The organism is Bacillus sp. SRB_8 (genome assembly GCF_003264205.1).
Classification (GTDB): Bacteria; Bacillota; Bacilli; order Bacillales; family Bacillaceae_G; genus Bacillus_A; species Bacillus_A mycoides.
Genome location: NZ_NADT01000003.1, coordinates 371,086 through 391,592, shown reverse-complemented (window position 1 = coordinate 391,592; position 20,507 = coordinate 371,086). Strand labels below are relative to the sequence as shown.

The following is a 20,507-nucleotide window of genomic DNA, read 5'->3' as shown; positions in this document are numbered from 1 at the left end:
GCTACAATCCCTTTAAAGAAATTCAACTCACCAGTTTAAAAACCTTTAATTTCCAGAGAAATAAAAAGAGTCTGAAACGAATACAATATCGCCTCAGACTCTTTTTATTATTTTACATATACCTCTTCTAACAAATGTAAAAACTCGCCTTGTTTACCTGCTAATTCAGGGGATTTGTTAATATCAACCCACTCATAACAAAATACTAAACCTTTGTCTTCCTCACCAGCACTTACTATATGTTCCCACGTATCTTTCACATCTGTTAATAATGAAATGTGGAAAAAATGACGTTTTTGATATTCCTTTTTTTCTTTCACAAAAATAATGTAATCCGAAAGGAAGCGCTCGATACAAAAATGGCGTAGTCCTGACTCTTCTTGTACTTCACGTAAAATTGCTGCCTCTAACGTTTCGCCTTCATCTACCGTCCCGCCTGGCACTTGGATACCAGCCTCTCGTATATCACGATGTTTAAAAACGAGTAGTTGCATAGCCCCTTCTTTTTCTCTCGTAATATATGCATGTACCTTTTTCTTATATAACATCGTCATCTTAGCCCTCTCCCCTCAATTCATTACTGCGTTACTTCTTCAATCGTCAGTTGGTTTTCATATAAATATGTAGCTTGCGGATTCCCAACATACCGTACATGCCACGGTTCATAACGATAACCGGTAATCCCTTCTTTCTCTTTCGTATATCTAATAACAAAACCAAACTTATGGGCATTTTCAGAAAGCCACTTTCCTTCTTTCGTCTCCCCAAAAACAGTTTCTAGCTGAAATTTAGCAGATTGAGATGTAATATCCATAGCTAGTCCTGTTTGATGTTCACTCGTACCAGGGACTGCACTAGACATCGCTGTCTTTGCTTCTCCATCTTGTCTTTTATACATTGTATTTAATGCTTTTTGTCGATCAAAAGATCTAAATCCAGAGACTGCAAAAAGGAAAATCCGCTCATTATTGGCTTGCTGAAACATTTCCTCAAGTGCCACCGCTGCCTCTTTCCTCATCTTTTTCTTCTCTTGATCACCTTCACTAGAGTAACGTACTTTCGGAACAACTAAATCTGGCGGTCTATACCCATCTGGTAAACGCCTATTTTTATTCACAAGTACAAGCATCGAACTTGGATTACTAATGACTGCGATATCCCCATCCATATTAGCAATCGTTTCTTTAGCTTTCGGAAATATATTGTTTACATTTACTTCCTTCGCCTCTTGCTCCTTGTACATCTTATAATTTATTCCTGCTACTCCAATGATCAGTATCATTGCTACGATACCAAGTAGTGCCCATCTTTTTTTCATATAACGACCTCTTATTTTAATAATTTGGCCATTTCATACTCATCGATACCTTTTCCATCGATGATAAGAGCAGATTTTTTGACACCTTCTTGTTCAAATCCAATTTTTCTATATAGTGCCTGAGCTCTTGTATTGTGGGCCATTACCGTTAATTCTAAACGCCATACATCATGTAATCTTGCCCACTTCTCCACTTCTTTAAACAAACTCGTTCCAATACCTCGGCCACTATACTCTTGCAAAATACCAATTACAATGCCTGCCACATGTCTCTTTCTTTGAATATTATTTCCATTAACTAAAATAAACCCTACTATTCTCTCTTCTTCAACTGCTACAAATATTGTCGCATATTCATTTTCAATAAAACGGTGGACCATCTTTTCTTGTTGCTCTACTGTAGTTTTTCTTTCTCCTAGTTCGTATAACATAAATTTCGTTTCTTCGTCCAATTGCTTATTTAATTGCAAAAACGATGTTGCATCTTCTACTCTAATCTCTCGTATCACCTTGATCCCCTACCCATTCTGTTAGTTAAAAATTTTCCTTGTAAAAAGATTTTCTCTATTTTTGCGAAAATCCCTTTCTAATTCTCCTATTATAAATAGACAAATTTCGATATTACTATAGCAATTACAAATTATGTCTATAATGTGACATCTTATCATCCTCATTTCATAACAAACAAAAAACGTAAGCTGTACACTTACGTTTTCCCCCAATTGATGTAGGCTGATAACCATCGGCAATGCCTACCACTAATTCAAATTTCACTTTATCCATTCACTTTTTCTGCTTGCCAAAAATATTCACCAAATGCTTTAGCAAGTGCATCAATTGATCGATTTAATTCTTCCTCTGTATTATCTACCCCGCCAACTTCAATTAATATCGCTTGTCCTGATAGGTCTTGATTGTAGACTCCATTTCCTGTTTGGAATCCTTTTTGAATTACACCACGGCTCATTCCCGGATATTTCTTACTAATCGTCTCATGTAACGCAGTTGCTAATTGTAAGTTTTTTTCATAGTTTTTGTTACCTTTCCCAATTACAAAAGCAAGCTTAGCGTATGATTTATCTCCAATTGTTTTTGTTGTTACATTTTTCCGTGCACTATCACGGTGTAAATCGAAGAAGTATTGTAATTCTTTATTACCAGCCATCGCTTCTTGTACAATTTCCCGTGACATTTTATAAGAACTAGTATCATTCAATCCTTTACTTATTAACTTTTGACCGACATTAGTCTTATCGTTAGTAGCACCTATCCCTTCACTTGCCAGTTGTTCACGAAAGCGATCTCCAACTATTGAAATATTCGTTACAGAACTCGTTGCTTTATTTGGATTAGGATCATTTGTTAAGTTAAGTAACGGCAAATAAGATTCCCAGCTATGTGAATGATATATAAATGCAACTTGTCTTTTTCCAGTCGTTTGAGCTGGTTGTTTTTTCTCTTTATTCGTATCAGGCTTTGGCGCTTGTCCACCTTCTCCAGTCCTTTCTTTCACTACTTCTTCAAGAGGAACACTCGACTCTATCGGTAAGTTAGAATAATTTGTTCCCTCACCTGCGATAACGATTTCTGTATCGTACTTACCAAAGCCAGGAAGCTCTTTCCCGACAAAACTACGTACATCATCAAAACGAATATTCGTAGCCATCGAAAAGAGGAATGAAGAAATAGAAAAGTCTTGATTCAAATTCCGGTACTCCTGTGTAAAATAATGATTCTCTTTCCCAATAACGTACATGTAGCCATTCATCGATAACTCATTTAACCAATTATATAAATACGTTGACTTTGTCTCTTTCATAGAGGTTACCATCATACTAATAAGAAAAAAAGTCGCCAGTACTGTAGTAATAATAAATAAAACTAACTTACGTACACTTGTGAACTTCACGTAAAAAAAGCCTCGATTCATACTATCACCCTCTCTATTTCAAGTTATGTACAAGCTCTAGAGAATAGACCGCTTAAATTCCGGCTATATTGTTAATGAGGTGAAATGAATTGAAGCTACTAATAGGAACATTACCAATCGTCTTATCATTTATTTTTTATTTGTTTGCTTTACATCCTAAAATTCGTATTGTGCTACATATTTCCGCATACTTAGCACTGTATGTACTCGGGACAATTATTTCTATTAATATATATGATGTTTTAATACAAAATTTAGTTTTCATGACAAGCATTCATGGAATTTTACTGAATCCATTTTTCCTTATTGCAGGAGCGTATATAGGAACATACACTTTATACTTACTTTTGTCTTACATTATTACAAATATAAAAAATGGAGCGTAATGAAATGCAACCACCGTTCATCTGTCATACATGCAAAAAAAGAATTGCGCGAAAGAAAGATCTTATTACCTCTACACGGCATTTCCGCTTTTATTTGTTTCACAACACTTGTTTCAAAAATCAGCAATTATTTGTCTCACGTTTTATTCCTATAAATACACTCTTTGGTTTCTTTCTTATTACATATGGGCTTATTGCTGGCAGCATTCTAATGTTCACGGAGCCCTCTATCAATTGGCTTATTTTTTTGCTTCCTATTTTATATCGGTTTCTTTCATATTATTACGTTGAACGTTTTTTCTGTAAATAACTAGTAGATTGACCTCTAGGAATGCTTAAACACTCCCATTCATTTTCTTTTAACATTTTACCAATGTAAATGATTTGTCCAATATGTAAAGCATAATGAGAAATTTGCCTTTCGATCGCTTGCATGACAGTGTGTTCTTCTCCGCGAATGTATACTTTCTGCAAAATCTGCTCTGCTGTTAAAGTATCCATCGTTTTAAAGACATACTCCCACCCTTCTTGCCACGCAGCAAGCGCTTCTTGTTTTGAATTGTAGCCACCTTCAAATTCACCATCTCGGTTACGATCTATTTTTTCGCCATCAGACGTTAAAAATTCCGTCCATCTTGAACGCATATTACCATGTAAATGTTTAATAATAATCGCGATACTATTTGTCTCTTCCTGAGCAGACCACATTATCTGTTCATAAGATAATTGAGAAAGTACACGTTCTCCTTGTTTTTGTGTTGCCTTGAAATTCGAAATGGCACATTGTAAATATTCTCGTCCGATATCCATGTTTACCCCTACCTTCACACTAACTAATTTTCGTTCCATTTGGCAATTCCATATTAGGCTGAAGCAACACAACATCACCAGCTTCAGGAACACCACCCAATACAAGCACTTCCGATTTAAATCCTGCCACACGCTTTGGCGGGAAATTCACTATAGCAACGACTTGTTGACCGATTAAATATTCTGGGCTGTATCTTTTCGTAATTTGAGCACTGGACTGCTTAACCCCTAGCTCTCCAAAATCAATTTCTAACTGTATTGCAGGAACCCTTGCTTCTTTAAATTCCTCTGCATGTGTTACAGTTCCAATTCGTAAATCCAAAGTCAAAAAATCTTCAAAACTAGCCATTTTATCAATCCTCCCAATTATTACTTAGACAAAACATAAAAATCCCCTTCAAAAAAAGAAAGGCGCCTAGGCACCTTTCTTTTGTAACTCACTTGATTCATTTGATTTATAGAAGAAGAAACCGAGAACCCCGCCAATACATGCTGGGATTAACCATCCTATTCCTTCTTTATATAATGGTAACATTTGTAGTACATTTGAAATTGTGTCAATTTTTATGTTCGCACTTTCTAAGCCATTAAATAAACTAATTGACAATGCACCTAATATTGCACCAATATAAATTGTATTTCGCTTTCCAATCCATTTATGGAAATATGAAAGTACGATTAATACGATTGCAACTGGATAAATAATCATTAACACTGGTAAAGTGACTGCGATTAATTGTGTTAAACCTAGGTTAGATACAATTAAACTAAACACACATACCATTGTTACAATCGTTTTATGCGAAAGTTTTGGGAATAAGTTTGTAAAGAAGCCAGCACAAGCTGATGTTAATCCAACAGAAGTTGTTAAACAAGCGAGTATAATAACAAGTCCTAATAAAATTTTACCACTTGTTCCATATAACTCATTTACAACATTCGTTAAAATAAGTCCACCATTCTCTGAGACACCAAGTGATGTACTTGTTGAACCAAGATAAGCAAGTGATAAATAGATTAACGTTAAACCAAGTACAGCAATAATACCTGATACAACTGTTATTTTTGCAATTTGACTACTCTCTTTTATCCCTTTAGAGCGGATAACTTGTACAACGACAATTCCAAATACGAGCGCGCTAATTGCATCCATCGTTAAATATCCTTGAATAAATCCACCAAAGAAAGCATTTTCTTTGTATGCCGCTAGCGGCGCAGCTGGTTCTCCAATCGGATCAATAATTGCCTTTCCGACAATAACAGCAACAATCAATACTAACAATGGTGTAAGAAATTTCCCGAACCAATCCACTAATTTAGATGGATTTAATGATAAATACCACGTTATTCCGAAGAAAACTATAGTGAAAAGAAATAGCATGTACCACTCAGAAACCATTGTCTCTGATAGAAATGGCTTCATACCCATTTCAAATGAAACAGCTCCAGTACGCGGAATCGCAAAAAATGGTCCAATCGCTAAATAACTAATCAATGGGAAAATAAACGCAAATATAGGGTGAACTCTAGAAGATAGCGCTTTCAAGTCCCCCTCTACAAACGCGACAGCTGTTACAGCTAATAGGGGTAATCCGACTCCCGTTACAAGGAATCCAATTGTAGCAATCCAAACATTTTCTCCTGCTTGTTGACCTAAAACTGGCGGGAAAATTAAATTTCCTGCTCCTAAAAATAGTGCAAATAACATTAAACCAATCGCTACCGTATCACCTGGCCTTAAACGTCCCTTCATGCTTTTCATTTGCATAGCACTTTTTCATTGTTTATATCTCTTTTCACAATATGCTATGCATCCTCCTCTCTGCTCAAGATGATAAAATATGCCCCTTACAAAGCAGTGTCTTTCTCCATAATTTCTCCATTCCCCTTATTCTTACTCTAATTATTAATTTTTGATTTTTTCGAAAATTTAACTCATTAGAGTGGTATAACGTGGAGTTTAGTTGTCAGACCTCTTTGTTTTTATCACACATATAGTAACATATTTAGTTGAAAAATAAAAACATATTTTCAATTTGATTTTTTTGAAAATCAAAATTATCTACATATACTTCCTTTATTCATTCTATTACACAAATATTTTTTTAAATTTACGATTCATATATTTTATTATATTTAGATATCTTTATGTGAAAGAAAGTAAAAGCCATCAAAAATAAGATGGCTTTACTTGTTAGTCTATCGTTTCAACTTCACGTGGATTTTTCATCTCTTCAACATACACAACTCTAAATCCATGATCTTCTAAATCCTTTAGCAATGTTTCTAATTCACTATCTTCAAACTCTTCTCCCAATGTAAACATTATTCTACGTACTAATAAAGCATCATTATCAAAAGTCATTAAGCTTTGAATACCAGTGTATTTCTTTAGCACTGTCGATAATTTTTGAATGGCCCCATTATAATCTTGTGTTCCAATCATGACAGAATATTTACTAGAATGGACTCCCCATGCATCTTCTAATAGTTCAAAAACTTTTTTATGAGTTAAAATACCAAGGAAGACCCCTTTTTCATCAACTACTGATAAATACGGTAGTTTTTTAATTGTAAAAAATACTTTAAAGAAGGAAGAGTCTTCTCTCACGTACCCATTTTTATCGTTCAATAATTGTAATACATTATCTTCAAGTGAACCTTTATATTCTAAAATATCTACTTTGTATACATTCCCTAAAAACTTCTCTTTTTTTTCATCTAAAACTGGTACACAACGATACCCCGTTTTATTTAAATGTTCCAGCGTTTCCCCTATCGTAATTGAACTTGAGCAAAACAAAACTTCCCTTTTTGGCACATAATTCCCTTTAATCCTCATAAAAAAGCCTCCTTATGCTAAAATACTTTCTGTGCCATAACTATATTATATTTTCAGAAAAAAATAAATATATTATTTTATTTTTCTGAAAATTATTCATTTTTCCGTCATAATTTATTCATTAATCATACACTTATTTAAATTGAAACTTTAATAAGTGGGGATTTCCCCCCACTTATTATTAGCCTTCACCAATCGGGCTTTTACTGGCAGTCGATATACCCACCTAACTTCTACGCATTCGCCGCATTTTGAGGTAGAGTCTTACTGCCCGTTAAAGCGGGATAATCTCTCTAACTTACTTCGAGAAAAATATGTTGTAACTTTATCCGAAAAAAGCTAAAATAAGAATAAGAATTTTCTGAATATTCAAAGAGTAGGTGGTTGTATGTCCTTATTGCGCTCACATATATGTAAATTTATAGCCGGTGTTTTGATTATTTTTGTCATAAGTCCCCTTCCAGCATTATTCATTACACATAATTACTCCTACTTAACTGGATTTGTAAGCATTTTTCATAATTTAGCACAGCCTTCTTCCATTTCAATTCCAACAATTGATTGGATGCATGAGCCTATCCTTTTCTCAGCAAATCAGCTTGTACATACACAAAATATACTACATATCTCTAACCATTCGTCACCACTGTTCCCCTACATATGGGAAATATATTTTTTATCAATCGTTCGTTTCACATTCACTCTTGTAATCGGTTTCTTTATAAGTCTAGGAATTGGCCATCTATTTTTAAAAGCACCAAACTCATTAAAAAAGTGTAGTTCTTTATTTCGCTGGATACCATATTCTTTTGGCACTGTGATATTACAATGTTCAGTCCTATTATCACTTCTCTACATATCTAAATTCATAAAGTTTCCTTTCTTCTCTTCTTTTATCATCGTATGTAGCACTTCGATGATAATCGTTATGCAAGCAATTAAAAAATGGCTACCGTTCTTAAATACTACTAATGAATACGAAATAAAAAATTCATCTTTCCTTGTTGATACGTTATTTATTGCGCTTACTTCCAATCATAAATCTATTTTGAGTTCCATTATTCTTTCATTCGTTTTTATGGAATGTATTTTTCATACAAACGGACTATTACAATTTATCGTCCAATTTGGTAGAAATGCACCTATAGTTGTCACAATTGGTTTATTACTACTTTATATTCCATATAGCATCTTATCGTTTCTCCAAGCTTTATGGACAACAAACCACTCTAAACAAAACACGTATACTTTAACTAGAAGTATTTCGAAACCATAACATAGAATAACCGTCTACTTAAATTAAAAGTAGACGGTTATTCCTATTATATAGAGGACAAAATAACAGCAAATTAAAAAACTACTATAGAAACCTACCATTATTTACCCATTTTCTTTGACTAATCTTTTCATTTGGATTTATTATAAAAGTATAACATAATTACAGGAGGTGACATCTTTATTCCAAATTAGGAATAAAGAACACACTTGGACATATTAAATATTTTTCTCATCTTTATACTTATCCTTATTTCTGGTTTTTTCGTTGCTTCAGAATTCGCTGTCGTAAAAGTACGAAAAAGTCGAATTGACCAGCTTGCTAATGAAGGTAATAAACAAGCATTAGCTGCAAGAAGCGTTTTATCTAACTTAGACGTTTATTTATCCGCTTGTCAGCTTGGCATTACTATCACCTCTTTAGGACTTGGTTGGCTTGGTGAACCAACTGTGGAACATTTACTGCGACCACTATTTGAAAAAATCAATATTACTGGAACAATGGCTAACACGTTATCCTTTATTATTGCTTTTAGTGTGATTACTTTTTTCCATGTTGTATTAGGCGAGTTAGTTCCTAAGTCTTTCGCAATCCAAAAAGCTGAAGCAATCACATTAAAATTTGCAAAACCACTTATTTTATTTGATAAAATTATGTATCCGTTCATTTGGCTTCTCAATAGTGCAGCTATATTTTTCACAAAATTACTCGGTTTAGAGCCTGCGAAAGAAAATGAACTTGCCCATTCCGAAGAAGAACTACGACTCATTTTAGGTGAAAGCTATAAAAGCGGCGAAATTAATCAAACCGAATATAAATATGTAAATAATATTTTTGAATTTGATGATCGTGTTGCTAAAGAAATTATGGTACCTAGAACTGAAATGGTTTGTTTATCTACTGAAAATACGTTAGAAGAAAATATGAAAATCGTTGCAACTGAAAAGTATACACGTTATCCTATTATTGAAAAGGATAAAGATGATATTATCGGAATGATAAATACGAAAGAGATTTTTCATAATCAAACAAAAGGCATTTACAAACCACTTGATGCCTACATACATCCTGTTTTAACTGTATTTGAAACAGTTCCCATTCGTAAAACGTTAATACACCTCCAAAAGAACCGCGTACAAATGGCGATTGTTATGGATGAATACGGCGGAACTGCTGGCCTTTTAACGATGGAGGATATTCTTGAAGAAATTATCGGAGAAATTCAAGATGAATTTGACGCAGACGAATCACCAATGATTGAAAAGCGTACTCCTAGGCTTACTGTTTTAGATGGGAAAGTACTCATTTCTGAAGTAAATGATATGTTTGGCCTACATATCGATGAAAGTGATTTAGATACAATTGGTGGTTGGCTTCTCTCTCAATCAATTGATTTAAATATTGAGGCTGGCTATTCAGTTGAATATGATGGTTTTCAATTTAAAGCATTAGAACTTGATGGGCATCAAATTAAAAAGATTGCTGTACATAAATTAGATACTACAAAGGAGCTATAAAGTGACTGTTTTACTAACAATTTGTATCATTGCTTGTTTCATTGTTTCATTTCTTGCCTTTATATACCCCATTATCCCTGGCATCCTTGCCGTATGGGCTGGCTATTTCATTTATCATTTTGGAATAAACGGCGGAGAGTTAACGACATCTTTTTGGATTATTCAAGTCATTTTTACACTCTTCATTTTCGTTGCTGACTTTATTGCAAATGGATACTTCCTAAAAAAATACGGAAGTACAAAATCGGGCGAACGTGTTGGTATGGTTTCTATCATTGTCGGATCGTTCTTCTTCCCACCATTCGGGCTTATTATCATACCGTTCTTATCTGTATTTATTACGGAACTAATGCATAAAAAGGCGCCAAAAGACGCCCTTTTAGTCGGAATTGCAACTGTTGTCGGTTTTTTAAGTAGTACAGTAGCCAAAGCCATTCTCCAAATCATTATGATTATCATCTTTGTATGCTATATCATTTTTTAGCCATCCCTATTTTGGGATGGTTTTTTAATATGAAATACCTACTCGGCTTTTCTCGTATAAGCTTTTATTACGTAAACTCCATGTAAACTGAGCTGTATCACCAACTGTGATTTTCGATCCATCTGTTGGCAACATATCTTGTTCAGTTCGATATACACCGGTTACATCACCATCTATTAAATGCGTCGGACAAACAACAGTCCAACATAGTTTACTATTATTCAGCGCTTCATAAGCAGCTAAATGATCTTCCGCAGCTGTTGTCATTTTTCTTTTCGATTCTTTTGATTGGAAACGATATATACTTGGGTTTGTTCGCGCTTGTAAAATACCAGCAGTTCCTATTGTAACAATTTTCTTTATGCCCTCTTCTTCCATTTGCTTTATAATAATCGGTACACTCTTCTCTAACGTCCCATTCCGATCAGTTCCAAGAGCACTAATTACAATATCACATCCTTTAATCGCTTCCTTTATATCATCTCCGCTTAATACATTTCCCTTAATAACTTGCAACCTTTCATGCTCTGTTTCCACTCTACTCAAATCACGAACTAATACCGTTACTTCATATGAATCTTGTAATGCCAATTTCATAATGTGTGATCCTACTCTACCTGTCGCTCCTAATATGCATACTTTCATATATTATCCCCTCTTCCATTCTTTCTCTCTATTTTTCCGCAAAACTTACAAATATACAACAAAAAAGCTCCCTCGTATATGTGAGGAAGCTCTGTTATCCATTTGTCCCGCATTAACGGGCAGTAAATTCGGCGAATGCGAGGAAATTAGGTGGGAGATAACTGCCCGTAAATGCCCGATTGGTGTGGGCTAATAATCAGTGGGGATGGACAAAATCCCCACTGATTAAAGTTTCACTTTATTTCTTTTCTTTCGAATCAGAAGATTTTTCTGTTCCACTTGTTTCTTTATCTTTCTTTTCATCTTGCTGCGAAGTTGTGTCATCCTCTTTCTTTTTATCCTCATCTTTACTACAACCTACCATTAATAAAGAACTTGCAAGTGCCATAGCAGTTAATGACTTAACCCATTTGTTCATTTGCGTTTCCTCCCTTTGATAGAATATGTACAATCCCATATTACTCTTTTTTTTTAAAGGGAAGATTTAAAAACAGTAAAGATATTGTAAACTTTTGTAAATATTCCGATAACACAACTGGTTTTTCTCAATTCTTCTAATTGAGCCTTTCATTAGACATAAAAAAACTAAGACGCCTTTCATTCCGTCTTAGTTTTTCACGCAAACTTCTCACTTTCATTTTCATATAAATGTTTAATTTTATATTCCTTCTTCACAACATATTGCCAAACACTATAAGCATAACGATTCATTTTCACAAAACAATTTTCCAAGAAAGAACGAAACTCTGGGTTCGCAACTTCCACTGCAACTTGAGCAAACTTTAATGCTAATCGTTTCAAATGTGAAATATAACAAATAGCAATCCCAATATCCCCTGTATACTCATTATCTGTTTCCCTATCCATTTCAGTAAATTCCGGCCACATTTGTTTACAAGTTATATGTTGTATATTTTCTCCTTCTTGAAAATTCACTTGTTCATTATATGCTTGTAACATATACGGCAAATGATGCTGTAATATATCCTTTAATTCTTCATCTCGAACCTTGCTCGTGTATTCTCCAACTTTATATATAAGTGTGTAACTATATGTCATCAATTCTTTCATACAATCCATTAAAGCGCCTCCCTTCCTATTTCATCTCTATACTATAAATATGATGCGATAACATTTGATATTCTTGCTAGAAACCAATCCCATCTACTAATTTTCTCAAAATCTTCTTCAGAAAATCGTTTTGATTTATGAAAGTCTTCTTTTAATCGATTCCATACGTCAGCAACGACTGTCTTATCATATATGAAACAGTTAGATTCGTTATTTAAGTAAAAACTTCTATTATCAAAATTTGCTGTACCAATATCAACCATTTCCTCATCGATGATTGTTACTTTCCCATGAAAAAATCCATTTCGATATTGATAAATCTCCGCTCCAGCATCTAACATGTCTTTCAAATAAGGATAGGCAGCCTGTTTTAGCAATACTGCATCACTTTTAAATGGGACGAGGATTTTTACATGGACACCACGATTTAATGCATCTTTCAGCCCCTTCACCATTTCTTTACTCGGTACAAAATATGGTGTAGCGATAATTAAAGAATGTTTTGCCTTCTTTAAAAACGCTCCATACTCCTTCCATAAACCTTTTCCATTCGAAAATACGTATTGATATTTTACATTTCCTTGTACAGGTAACTCTTGGTGTATAGGAAACTTTTCTCCCGTATCTTCTTGCCAGTCTTCCGCAAACTTCCGTTCCATATCAGTAGCTCCATTCCCTTCGATGCGTACATGATAATCACGCCACGGACCAAATTTAGGATCCTGTCCAAGATATTCCTTTCCGATATTGAAGCCACCAATGTAAGAAACTTTCCCATCTATAGTAACAATGCGTCTATGATTACGTTGATGCAAAGAATAAAATAAGTTTTTTAATTTAGGTTTTTTACTAAATGTAAACTTCACGCCTTTTTCTTTTAATTGATTAATTATCTTTTTCTTAACCTTATATCCGCCAATGCGGTCTACTGACAATTTCACATCTACTCCGCTAGATGCTTTTTTCTCTAATAACTGTAAAAACTTTTGGCTTACTTCATCTTTTCCTACAATATAAAAATGAACATACACATTCTTTTCTGCACGATTTATATCCTCAAATAAACTTTTATATAACTCATCACCGTTCGTATATACTTGAAAATCCCCTGATCGGATTTTTTCTAATTCATATCCACTAGCCATTTTCTTCCCCATTTCCACATCAACGTTCATCCATATGAATACACCTATAAAACAAATTATTACAATTAAAAAGCGCTTCATGGATACGTTCCTTTCTCTAACTACTGTTATTCCTATATCTTTCCTTTTTTAAAACATTATCATACAAAAAATATGTCATTGCATGATATACGTCCATATCAAACAGGAGCTCATCTGCATATTGTATGTTGTATCTTAAAATAAAAGGAGGAAATAACAATGGGCTTCGCACATGGTAATGGATTTGCGCTACTAGTCGTATTATTTATCCTCTTAATTATCGTCGGTGCTGCTTGCTTCTGCTAAGCAGTTATTGTAGTACGATATGGGGATGAAAAAACTATAAAAGCGGACACCTATTTTTAGGTGTCCGCTTTTCATTTCAAAAATCTCCTAACCTATTACAAAATAGTACCACTAGGAAAGTATTTTACATCAAAAAGTTAGCAGTGTAGCTACCTTCTTACTCTCTGCCTTACGAATATGGCGCTGTTCTGCACGTAACACAGCAATTCGATGCAATTCTTTCTCCTCTTCTGTCTCAGGGATAACACGCGGTACAGGAACTGGATTATTCTCCTTACTAAGCGCAACAAAAGTAACGAATGAAGTTGCTGCTACACGTTTTTTACCTGAAATTAAATCTTCTGCTACTACTTTCACAAATATCTCCATAGAAGTTCTTCCCGTCCAAATTACGAAAGATTCATAACTAACACAATCTGAAGAACGTACTGGATGTAAGAAATCTACCCAATCCATAGACGCTGTGACACATTCCATTCTCGAGTGTCTCGTTGCTGAAATTGAAGCAACCATATCCATCTCCGCCAATATCTTTCCACCAAATAGCGTGTTATGATCATTTAAATCCGTTGGAAATACTCGACTCGTTTTAAACACCCTTGATTCATTAGCTGTTTTACCCTTTACTTCAGTCATTGTTATCACCCCTTTAATTATTTATCCCTAATATCCCAATATACACTACACCTCATGAACTACACGTTTAATATTAACAATTTTTAGAACTTTTAGTCCATAAAAAAGAACCGATTTTATCAATCGGCTCCTCTAAATACATATTGTTCTTTCGGCTGTTCAACTTTATTCCATTTCGTTACTTCTAACACTGGAATATTCGCATGAAACGGCTGATAAAATTCAGTTGAAATTTCTCCCTCTACCTGAATCCAATCATCATTTTTCCACTCTACACCTTCCGGTTTTTTTACTAACATACCATATACACCCGAATCCGCTACACAATGTATAATACCGAAACGGAATAAGAAATATTGTTCCTTTTTAGAAGAATCATCTCGGAAAACAAATCCTTTATAAGACAGAGTTTTACCAGTAAATTCACCAGGATAATTATAAATTGTCTCCATACCCTTTAAGAAATCTTCATCTTTTAAAGTGATATTGTCTTTCGTTACAAACTCTTTCTTCCCTTTTTCCATTACACCACGGTATCCTTCTTTCCCGTAATAAATGCTCGTGTCAGGTCTTAGAAATTGCCTTGTCATAAATGGATCTTTACTTTCTGCTTGCGCTACTGGAAAATGGAATCCCTTCGCCTTAACAATATCGGAATCTAATGTTGCAATTGGGAAAAACAATCCTGTAATGATTGGAAAACAGAATAACGTGTAAGAAAACACTTTTTTCCACCATGTATTCTCATCTTTCGAATGATCATGCCCACAATGACTATGATCACAACTACAATCATGTTTCTCTTTTTCCTTTTGGTGCTCTTTTTGGAAAACGATAATAATTTGTACAATCGTTAAGAAACCTAAAATAATAGCAGCAGTTTTTGATAAATAGGCGTACTTCATATTTATATACTTCGTAATGTTACCGGAAATATGAAGCTGTCCAATTAAAATTGTAAAGCCTAATAATATATATGCTCGAAACATAACCTACCACCCCATCGCATAAATGAGTAGTGAGCTTGCATAAACAACAAGTGTAACTGTAACCGTCACAACAATTACAAATTTTGTTTTAAATGTCGCAAGCATCATAAACATATTTTTAATATCCACCATCGGTCCATATACGAGAAACGCGACAAGTGACGCTGTTGAAAATGTACTTTGGAACGAAGAAGCAATAAATGCATCCGCCTCTGAACAAAGTGATAAAATGAAAGCAAGTCCCATCATTACAGCTGATGAAGAAAACGGACCTTGTCCAATAGCAAGCAATGTTGAAGTTTGTACAAACGTTTGAACTGCAGCAGCAATTAACGCTCCTAACACTAAATATTTCCCCATTGAGAAAAATTCCTCAACAGCATGTGTACATACATCCCACATTTTTGTACGTAACGGACGCTTATGGTTCACTTCTGGGAAGTGATCATCTCTTAATTGATGTTCTTTAAACATAAATGATAATATAATTCCAACGATAATTGCTACGATAATCGCTACAATAGAACGATACCATACCATGTGCATACTACTTCCAAAAGCAACATATGTTGCAAATAATACAACTGGATTAATAATCGGTCCAGTTAACATAAATGCAATTCCTGCATAGGGTGGAACCCCTTTTCCGATTAATCGTCTTACAATCGGAACAATTCCACATTCACATCCAGGAAACATCATACCTAAAAAAGTAGCTAATAAAACAGACAGAAATCGGTTTTTAGGCATCCATTTTGCCACCATATCTTCTGTCACAAACATTTGAATGAATCCTGAAATAAATACACCAATTAGCACAAAAGGAAGTGCTTCGATTAATATTGAGATAAAGATTGTATTCATTTGCAGGAATGCTTTCGGTAATTGAAACAATTCCATGATGTATTTCCTCCAACTTTTCATTAACAATATGTAATTTTAACCCCATTTCATTATTTGAACAAGAGTTATATGGAATTCATAACCTTCATACACATTACATTTCACAAGTTATATTCTGTTCCAAAATTGAGATTTCATAGCAAAAAAAGCTGCGCTAGCACAGTTTTATAACTATGCTAGCGCAGCTTTCCTATCATTAAAAGTAACGTTTCTTCCAAAAAACAAATGCTAAAGTGAAAGATAATGTTACACATATTATAAGTACAATTACAAAACCATGTGCTTCCCCTTCAAACGGAACCTTTACATTCATTCCAAAGAAACTAGAAACCATCGTTGGTAATGATAAAATGATTGTAATAGAAGTCAACAGTTTCATAACACTATTTAAATTGTTAGAAATAACCGAACTAAATGTATTCATCATTCCACTTAAAATGTGACTATATATTTCCGCCATTTCAATAGCCTGCTTATTTTCAATTAATACATCTTCTAGTAAATCTTGATCGTCTTCATACATTTTCAAAAATGTACTGTTTCGCATTAATTTTTGAATTACAATTTTATTTGCCTTTAATGATGTTGTAAAATAAACTAAACTTTTTTCAAGGCCGAGCAATGTGAAAATTTCTTTATTTTTCATCGACTTATTTAATTGGTGCTCTAAATCGATTGTTTTTCGATTAATTTGCTTTAAGTATCTTAAATAATAAGTAGAAATTGTATATAAGAGCTGAAGTGCGAAGCGCGTCTTTTTAAACGTATAAAATTCTTTAATACGTTGATTAATAAAGCGTTCAAAAATTGGATTTTCTTCTAAGCAAATAGTAACAAAACAATCTGGCATTACAATCATACCTATTGGAATCGTGTCATAAATTGAATTTCCTTCTTCATCATGTCTGACTGTCGGAATATCCACGATAATTAAAGTATTATTGTCTTCCTTTTCAATACGAGAGCGTTCTTCATCATCCAAAGGGTCTTTAATGAAATCTAAGTCTACATTTAAAGTTTGTACTAGATACTGAATTTCTTCTTCTGTTGGATGAAGTACATTAATCCAGCAGCCCTTTTGCATTTCCTCAATCTCTTGTAGTTTTCCGTTTCGGTCTGTTAAATAAATATTTAACATACTATCACCCCGATTCTTTTTACATGTGGGAATCTACCTCACTTAAACAACAGTTTTTGAACCGCTATTTTCAGCATATGAAACAAACGATTAAATTTCAATAGAAAAATTATTTTGAAAACGTTTTTTTAAGAAAAATCTTGTAAACATAGAAAAAGACAGAGTGTTCTCTGCCTTTAAAAAAGCTTATGTTGCCTTTATAACATATTTAGAAAGCATCCACAAGTTAAAGCCGACTGAAATCGTATAGCCAGCGTATGTTGAAATGATAAAACTTACATAATCAAAATACGGTAGCAATACAATATTTAAAACTATCTTCACAGTTATTCCGATTACTAATCCTAGCACTGTTTTCTGTTGTTGATTAATTCCTTGTAACATGGCAGCGGTTACTGTAAATAGTGAGAATAGTATACAAGCAGGAGCATAGTACTGCAAAATAATACTGCCCATCTCCGGATCATTTCCAGCACCAAATAAAAGAGTATACACTGGTTTTGCTAAAATCATCATTCCAATCGCCGCCGGTACGGTAATTCCTACCACTAATAAATTTGTCCTTGTAAAGTGTTTATACAGTAGCTTCTCATTTCCCGCTGTATAAGCTTTCGTCATCTCAGGTACAAGGGACATACTAAAAGCTGTTGCAACAGAAACCGGGATAAGTACAACCATCTGAACAAGGCCAATAATCGCATTAATCTTTTCTGCTTCTCCTTGCATATATCCTACTTGTATAAGTAGCTTATTAATTGTAAATGTATCAATCGTCTGATATAACGGAATCGCTAATCCAACTACAACGAAAGGAATAGAATATGTAAACAGTTCTCTATACAACGAAAAAAAAGTTTTCGTCGTTTGTGGTATACTGGCAATCTCTTTTTTCTTTAAATGTTTTCTCCTTCTTATATAATACGCACTTAAAACACTTAATCCACCTAGTGCTCCCATAAATGCTCCAAACGTTGAAATACCAACTGCCAACGAAACAGAAGCTTTTATAACATATAAAACGACAAAGCTTCCTATCAAAATAGTTAAGACCCGAAAAAATTGCTCTACAACTACACTGAGTGCAGAAGGTCCCATAGATTGAAAACCTTGAAAGAAACCACGTAACAAGCTCATTACAGGAACGAGTATTAACGCAAAACTTACAATTTGAATATTGTGTGTGACAGCTACCACACTATTACCCGACTGATCATTTCCATCAATCACAAGTTTAGCTAAATGTGGTGCTAACATATATAATGCTAAACAAGAAATAACGCCCATAATGACCATAAAAACGATACCACTCTTTAGCACTCTCTTAACAGTGTGATAATCATTGAGTTGATCATATTTTGAAACCATTTTTGAAACGGCAAGTGGCAATCCCATCGTTGCAATACTAAGCATAATTGTATAAGGACGGTATGCATACGTATATAATACGTACCCACTCGTACCCACCATTGCTGTAAATGGTATAACATATATAAACCCTAACATTTTAGATATCATCGTTGCCATCGTTAAAAATATCGTTCCACGTAAAAACGGTGATCCTTTCATCACATTCCCCCGCTACGCTTTATTATTACACATTATGGACAACTCCTTTTTTTTAGAACTGAAACAATAAAAAAAGCCAATGAAAAATCATTGACTTTAACGCGCTGCTTTTTTCTTTTTTAAATACTTTAAACCGAAGTATAGAGCAACAAAGAGAACAGCCCCTATAATTATGTAATGTGTGTAATCAGATGCATACTCTTTAATATGTCGCCAATTTCCACCAAGCTTTTCACCTAAGTATATAAATAGTATTGACCATGGAATAATCGCTACAACTGTATACAGTGTGAAAAGTTTTAATGGCATCTTAGCTAGTCCTGCCGGAATAGAGATTGCATGACGTACAATTGGGATAAAACGTGCCGAAAATATTACTCCAGCTCCGTAACGCTTAAACCAATTTTCTGCTATGTCTAAATGGTGTTTATTAATAAGTAGATATTTTCCATATTTCTCTACAACTGGACGTCCTCCATAGTATCCAAGCCAATATAAAAAGATTTGCGCTAAAGTACCACCGATTGTTCCAGCAATAACTGCACCGACAAAGCTAATTTTACCATCTGCGACTAAAAAGCCAGCATACGAAAGTACAATTTCACTCGGGATAATTTCAATCATTAAAGCTAGTGCTACTCCAAAGTAACCTAGACTTGCAAAGAATTGCAATAACTGATCTATTATGTTTGCTAACATTTTCTTTTCTATCTCCTTTTTTCTTCACATACCATCCCATTATTACATAAAGGTTGCATTCTGCCAATATCTTCATTTCAACAATATCATCGGCATAAGCATTATTAATCTATTAATATTTCTTTTTGAGGTTCTTTCATGTAGGCAAACATTTCTTTAATTTGCTCTTCTGTATTTCTAGCAATCGATAAATTAGGCAATTCATTCTCATCAAAAAACTCCACATCTTCTGTTTCAATACTAGTTTTCTTTTCGCCACCAATAATCTTACAGCCAATAAAAATTTTATATACATGTGTTGCTGAAGGCGATGGTTGATGTTTTTCTTTATCAAATATAGCGAGTAGCTTAAAATCATCTACTTCATAGCCCGTCTCCTCTAAAACTTCTTTTGCTGCTACTTCTGTTGGCGTATAACCAACATCAGCCCATCCACCTGGCAATGCCCATTTCCTATCACTTTTTTCTTTCACAAATAATAGTTTTTCATTTTGAAAAATAACTGCCCGTATATCAACTTTAGGTGTTTGATAGCCTGTCTCACTTGCAAATAAATTCTCTACTACTTCCCAATCTGTCTTTGTGTAATGTGACATCATTGAAACTGAAATGTCCCGTAATTGTTGGAAACGCTCTATATCATATACATCCTTAGAATACGTTAAACCCGCTTGAGCTATAGATTGTATTTGTTTTACCCAATCAATCCACTTGACCGTCATGTTTCCACATCTCCATTCTTTATTAAGTAAATATTACGTCAATTCAATCGATACATCTTTATTATACAAAAAAAGAGATTGATAATGTTCCAATCTCTTTCAA

General features: G+C 34.1%; 25 protein-coding genes. 6 read left to right on the top strand and 19 right to left on the bottom strand.

Translation table 11 applies throughout. The features are described 5' to 3' along the window. Positions 1-107: 107 nt before the first annotated feature. The 4 genes from B5P40_RS02150 to spoIIP form a co-directional block, all read right to left on the bottom strand. A complete protein-coding gene (locus B5P40_RS02150) occupies positions 108-554 on the bottom strand; it encodes an NUDIX hydrolase (RefSeq protein ID WP_016120078.1) in 447 nt (148 codons plus the stop codon). 23 nt (positions 555-577) lie between these two features. After that, positions 578-1,318: a M15 family metallopeptidase gene (locus B5P40_RS02145; RefSeq protein WP_002031537.1), complete on the bottom strand. Its 741-nt coding sequence runs from the start codon at positions 1,316-1,318 to the stop codon at positions 578-580. Positions 1,319-1,329: 11 nt separating this feature from the next. After that, entirely contained in the window at positions 1,330-1,827 is a 498-nt protein-coding gene (locus tag B5P40_RS02140; RefSeq protein WP_016120077.1) for a GNAT family N-acetyltransferase, read from the bottom strand. Between the two features lie 266 nt (positions 1,828-2,093). Further along, positions 2,094-3,248 (bottom strand): stage II sporulation protein SpoIIP, encoded by a 1,155-nt coding sequence (gene spoIIP, locus B5P40_RS02130; protein WP_002141409.1) that lies wholly within the window; start codon positions 3,246-3,248, stop codon positions 2,094-2,096. Positions 3,249-3,337: 89 nt separating this feature from the next. Here spoIIP and B5P40_RS02125 point away from each other — a divergent pair, with 89 nt between their 5' ends. Together B5P40_RS02125 and B5P40_RS33280 are read left to right on the top strand one after the other, a co-directional pair. Further along, on the top strand, positions 3,338-3,634 hold the full coding sequence (locus B5P40_RS02125; protein WP_002012463.1) for a hypothetical protein: 297 nt from the start codon (positions 3,338-3,340) through the stop codon (positions 3,632-3,634). 4 nt (positions 3,635-3,638) lie between these two features. Next, positions 3,639-3,944, top strand: coding sequence for a permease (locus B5P40_RS33280; protein WP_080466632.1), 306 nt, complete (start codon positions 3,639-3,641; stop codon positions 3,942-3,944). Here the strand turns inward: B5P40_RS33280 and B5P40_RS02115 are convergent. The 4 genes from B5P40_RS02115 to cbpA all read right to left on the bottom strand — a co-directional run bounded on the left by B5P40_RS02115 (position 3,917) and on the right by cbpA (position 7,286). Next, positions 3,917-4,483: a DUF1572 domain-containing protein gene (locus B5P40_RS02115; RefSeq protein ID WP_002193071.1), complete on the bottom strand. Its 567-nt coding sequence runs from the start codon at positions 4,481-4,483 to the stop codon at positions 3,917-3,919. The genes B5P40_RS33280 and B5P40_RS02115 overlap by 28 nt on opposite strands. Beyond that, positions 4,464-4,793 carry a chaperone CsaA gene (csaA, locus tag B5P40_RS02110; protein ID WP_113708773.1) on the bottom strand — a complete coding sequence of 110 codons (330 nt, stop codon included), beginning with the start codon at positions 4,791-4,793 and terminating at the stop codon, positions 4,464-4,466. The genes B5P40_RS02115 and csaA overlap by 20 nt, the downstream gene beginning before the upstream one ends. 66 nt (positions 4,794-4,859) lie before the next feature. Then, complete coding sequence (brnQ4, locus tag B5P40_RS02105; protein ID WP_412675376.1) at positions 4,860-6,197, bottom strand: branched-chain amino acid transport system II carrier protein BrnQ4; 1,338 nt, start codon at positions 6,195-6,197, stop codon at positions 4,860-4,862. 441 nt (positions 6,198-6,638) lie between these two features. Further along, on the bottom strand, positions 6,639-7,286 hold the full coding sequence (gene cbpA, locus B5P40_RS02100) for a cyclic di-AMP binding protein CbpA (protein ID WP_002141406.1): 648 nt from the start codon (positions 7,284-7,286) through the stop codon (positions 6,639-6,641). A gap of 388 nt (positions 7,287-7,674) precedes the next feature. Between cbpA and B5P40_RS02095 the strand changes: the two genes are divergently transcribed. The 3 genes from B5P40_RS02095 (at position 7,675) to B5P40_RS02085 (ending at position 10,563) form a co-directional block, all read left to right on the top strand. Continuing rightward, a complete protein-coding gene (locus B5P40_RS02095) occupies positions 7,675-8,562 on the top strand; it encodes a hypothetical protein (protein WP_002189374.1) in 888 nt (295 codons plus the stop codon). Between the two features lie 209 nt (positions 8,563-8,771). Continuing rightward, a complete protein-coding gene (locus tag B5P40_RS02090) occupies positions 8,772-10,079 on the top strand; it encodes a hemolysin family protein (RefSeq protein WP_002086044.1) in 1,308 nt (435 codons plus the stop codon). 1 nt (position 10,080) lies between these two features. After that, the gene (locus B5P40_RS02085; RefSeq protein WP_000217328.1) at positions 10,081-10,563 is read left to right on the top strand and encodes a DUF456 domain-containing protein; all 483 of its coding nucleotides are present in this window, start codon (positions 10,081-10,083) and stop codon (positions 10,561-10,563) included. Positions 10,564-10,587: 24 nt separating this feature from the next. On the opposite strand, the gene B5P40_RS02080 is transcribed toward B5P40_RS02085, so the two are convergent. The 4 genes from B5P40_RS02080 to cls form a co-directional block, all read right to left on the bottom strand. Continuing rightward, the gene (locus B5P40_RS02080; protein ID WP_002086047.1) at positions 10,588-11,208 is read right to left on the bottom strand and encodes an NAD(P)-dependent oxidoreductase; all 621 of its coding nucleotides are present in this window, start codon (positions 11,206-11,208) and stop codon (positions 10,588-10,590) included. A 238-nt stretch (positions 11,209-11,446) separates the two neighbouring features. Beyond that, positions 11,447-11,626: a hypothetical protein gene (locus B5P40_RS02070; RefSeq protein ID WP_002086048.1), complete on the bottom strand. Its 180-nt coding sequence runs from the start codon at positions 11,624-11,626 to the stop codon at positions 11,447-11,449. 197 nt (positions 11,627-11,823) lie between these two features. Beyond that, positions 11,824-12,288: a spore coat protein gene (locus B5P40_RS02065; protein WP_002012450.1), complete on the bottom strand. Its 465-nt coding sequence runs from the start codon at positions 12,286-12,288 to the stop codon at positions 11,824-11,826. Positions 12,289-12,320: 32 nt separating this feature from the next. After that, complete coding sequence (gene cls / locus B5P40_RS02060) at positions 12,321-13,505, bottom strand: cardiolipin synthase (RefSeq protein WP_113708772.1); 1,185 nt, start codon at positions 13,503-13,505, stop codon at positions 12,321-12,323. A gap of 159 nt (positions 13,506-13,664) precedes the next feature. Between cls and B5P40_RS02055 the strand changes: the two genes are divergently transcribed. Then, a complete protein-coding gene (locus tag B5P40_RS02055) occupies positions 13,665-13,751 on the top strand; it encodes a YjcZ family sporulation protein (RefSeq protein WP_000505094.1) in 87 nt (28 codons plus the stop codon). A 129-nt stretch (positions 13,752-13,880) separates the two neighbouring features. Here B5P40_RS02055 and B5P40_RS02050 read toward each other — a convergent pair whose 3' ends face one another. From B5P40_RS02050 to B5P40_RS02020, 7 genes are all read right to left on the bottom strand, one after another. Beyond that, positions 13,881-14,387 carry an acyl-CoA thioesterase gene (locus tag B5P40_RS02050; RefSeq protein WP_002012448.1) on the bottom strand — a complete coding sequence of 169 codons (507 nt, stop codon included), beginning with the start codon at positions 14,385-14,387 and terminating at the stop codon, positions 13,881-13,883. 119 nt (positions 14,388-14,506) lie between these two features. Beyond that, complete coding sequence (locus tag B5P40_RS02045; RefSeq protein WP_044444221.1) at positions 14,507-15,376, bottom strand: TIGR03943 family putative permease subunit; 870 nt, start codon at positions 15,374-15,376, stop codon at positions 14,507-14,509. Positions 15,377-15,379: 3 nt separating this feature from the next. After that, a complete protein-coding gene (locus tag B5P40_RS02040; protein ID WP_000418719.1) occupies positions 15,380-16,276 on the bottom strand; it encodes a permease in 897 nt (298 codons plus the stop codon). Between the two features lie 199 nt (positions 16,277-16,475). Continuing rightward, on the bottom strand, positions 16,476-17,417 hold the full coding sequence (locus B5P40_RS02035; RefSeq protein ID WP_000932386.1) for a magnesium transporter CorA family protein: 942 nt from the start codon (positions 17,415-17,417) through the stop codon (positions 16,476-16,478). Positions 17,418-17,603: 186 nt separating this feature from the next. Then, positions 17,604-18,983 carry a putative polysaccharide biosynthesis protein gene (locus tag B5P40_RS02030; protein ID WP_002031482.1) on the bottom strand — a complete coding sequence of 460 codons (1,380 nt, stop codon included), beginning with the start codon at positions 18,981-18,983 and terminating at the stop codon, positions 17,604-17,606. Positions 18,984-19,079: 96 nt separating this feature from the next. Further along, positions 19,080-19,682, bottom strand: a complete 603-nt coding sequence (uptA, locus tag B5P40_RS02025; RefSeq protein ID WP_002031481.1) for an undecaprenyl phosphate transporter UptA — start codon at positions 19,680-19,682, stop codon at positions 19,080-19,082. Between the two features lie 104 nt (positions 19,683-19,786). After that, a complete protein-coding gene (locus B5P40_RS02020; RefSeq protein WP_002031477.1) occupies positions 19,787-20,404 on the bottom strand; it encodes an NUDIX hydrolase N-terminal domain-containing protein in 618 nt (205 codons plus the stop codon). Positions 20,405-20,507: the final 103 nt, after the last annotated feature.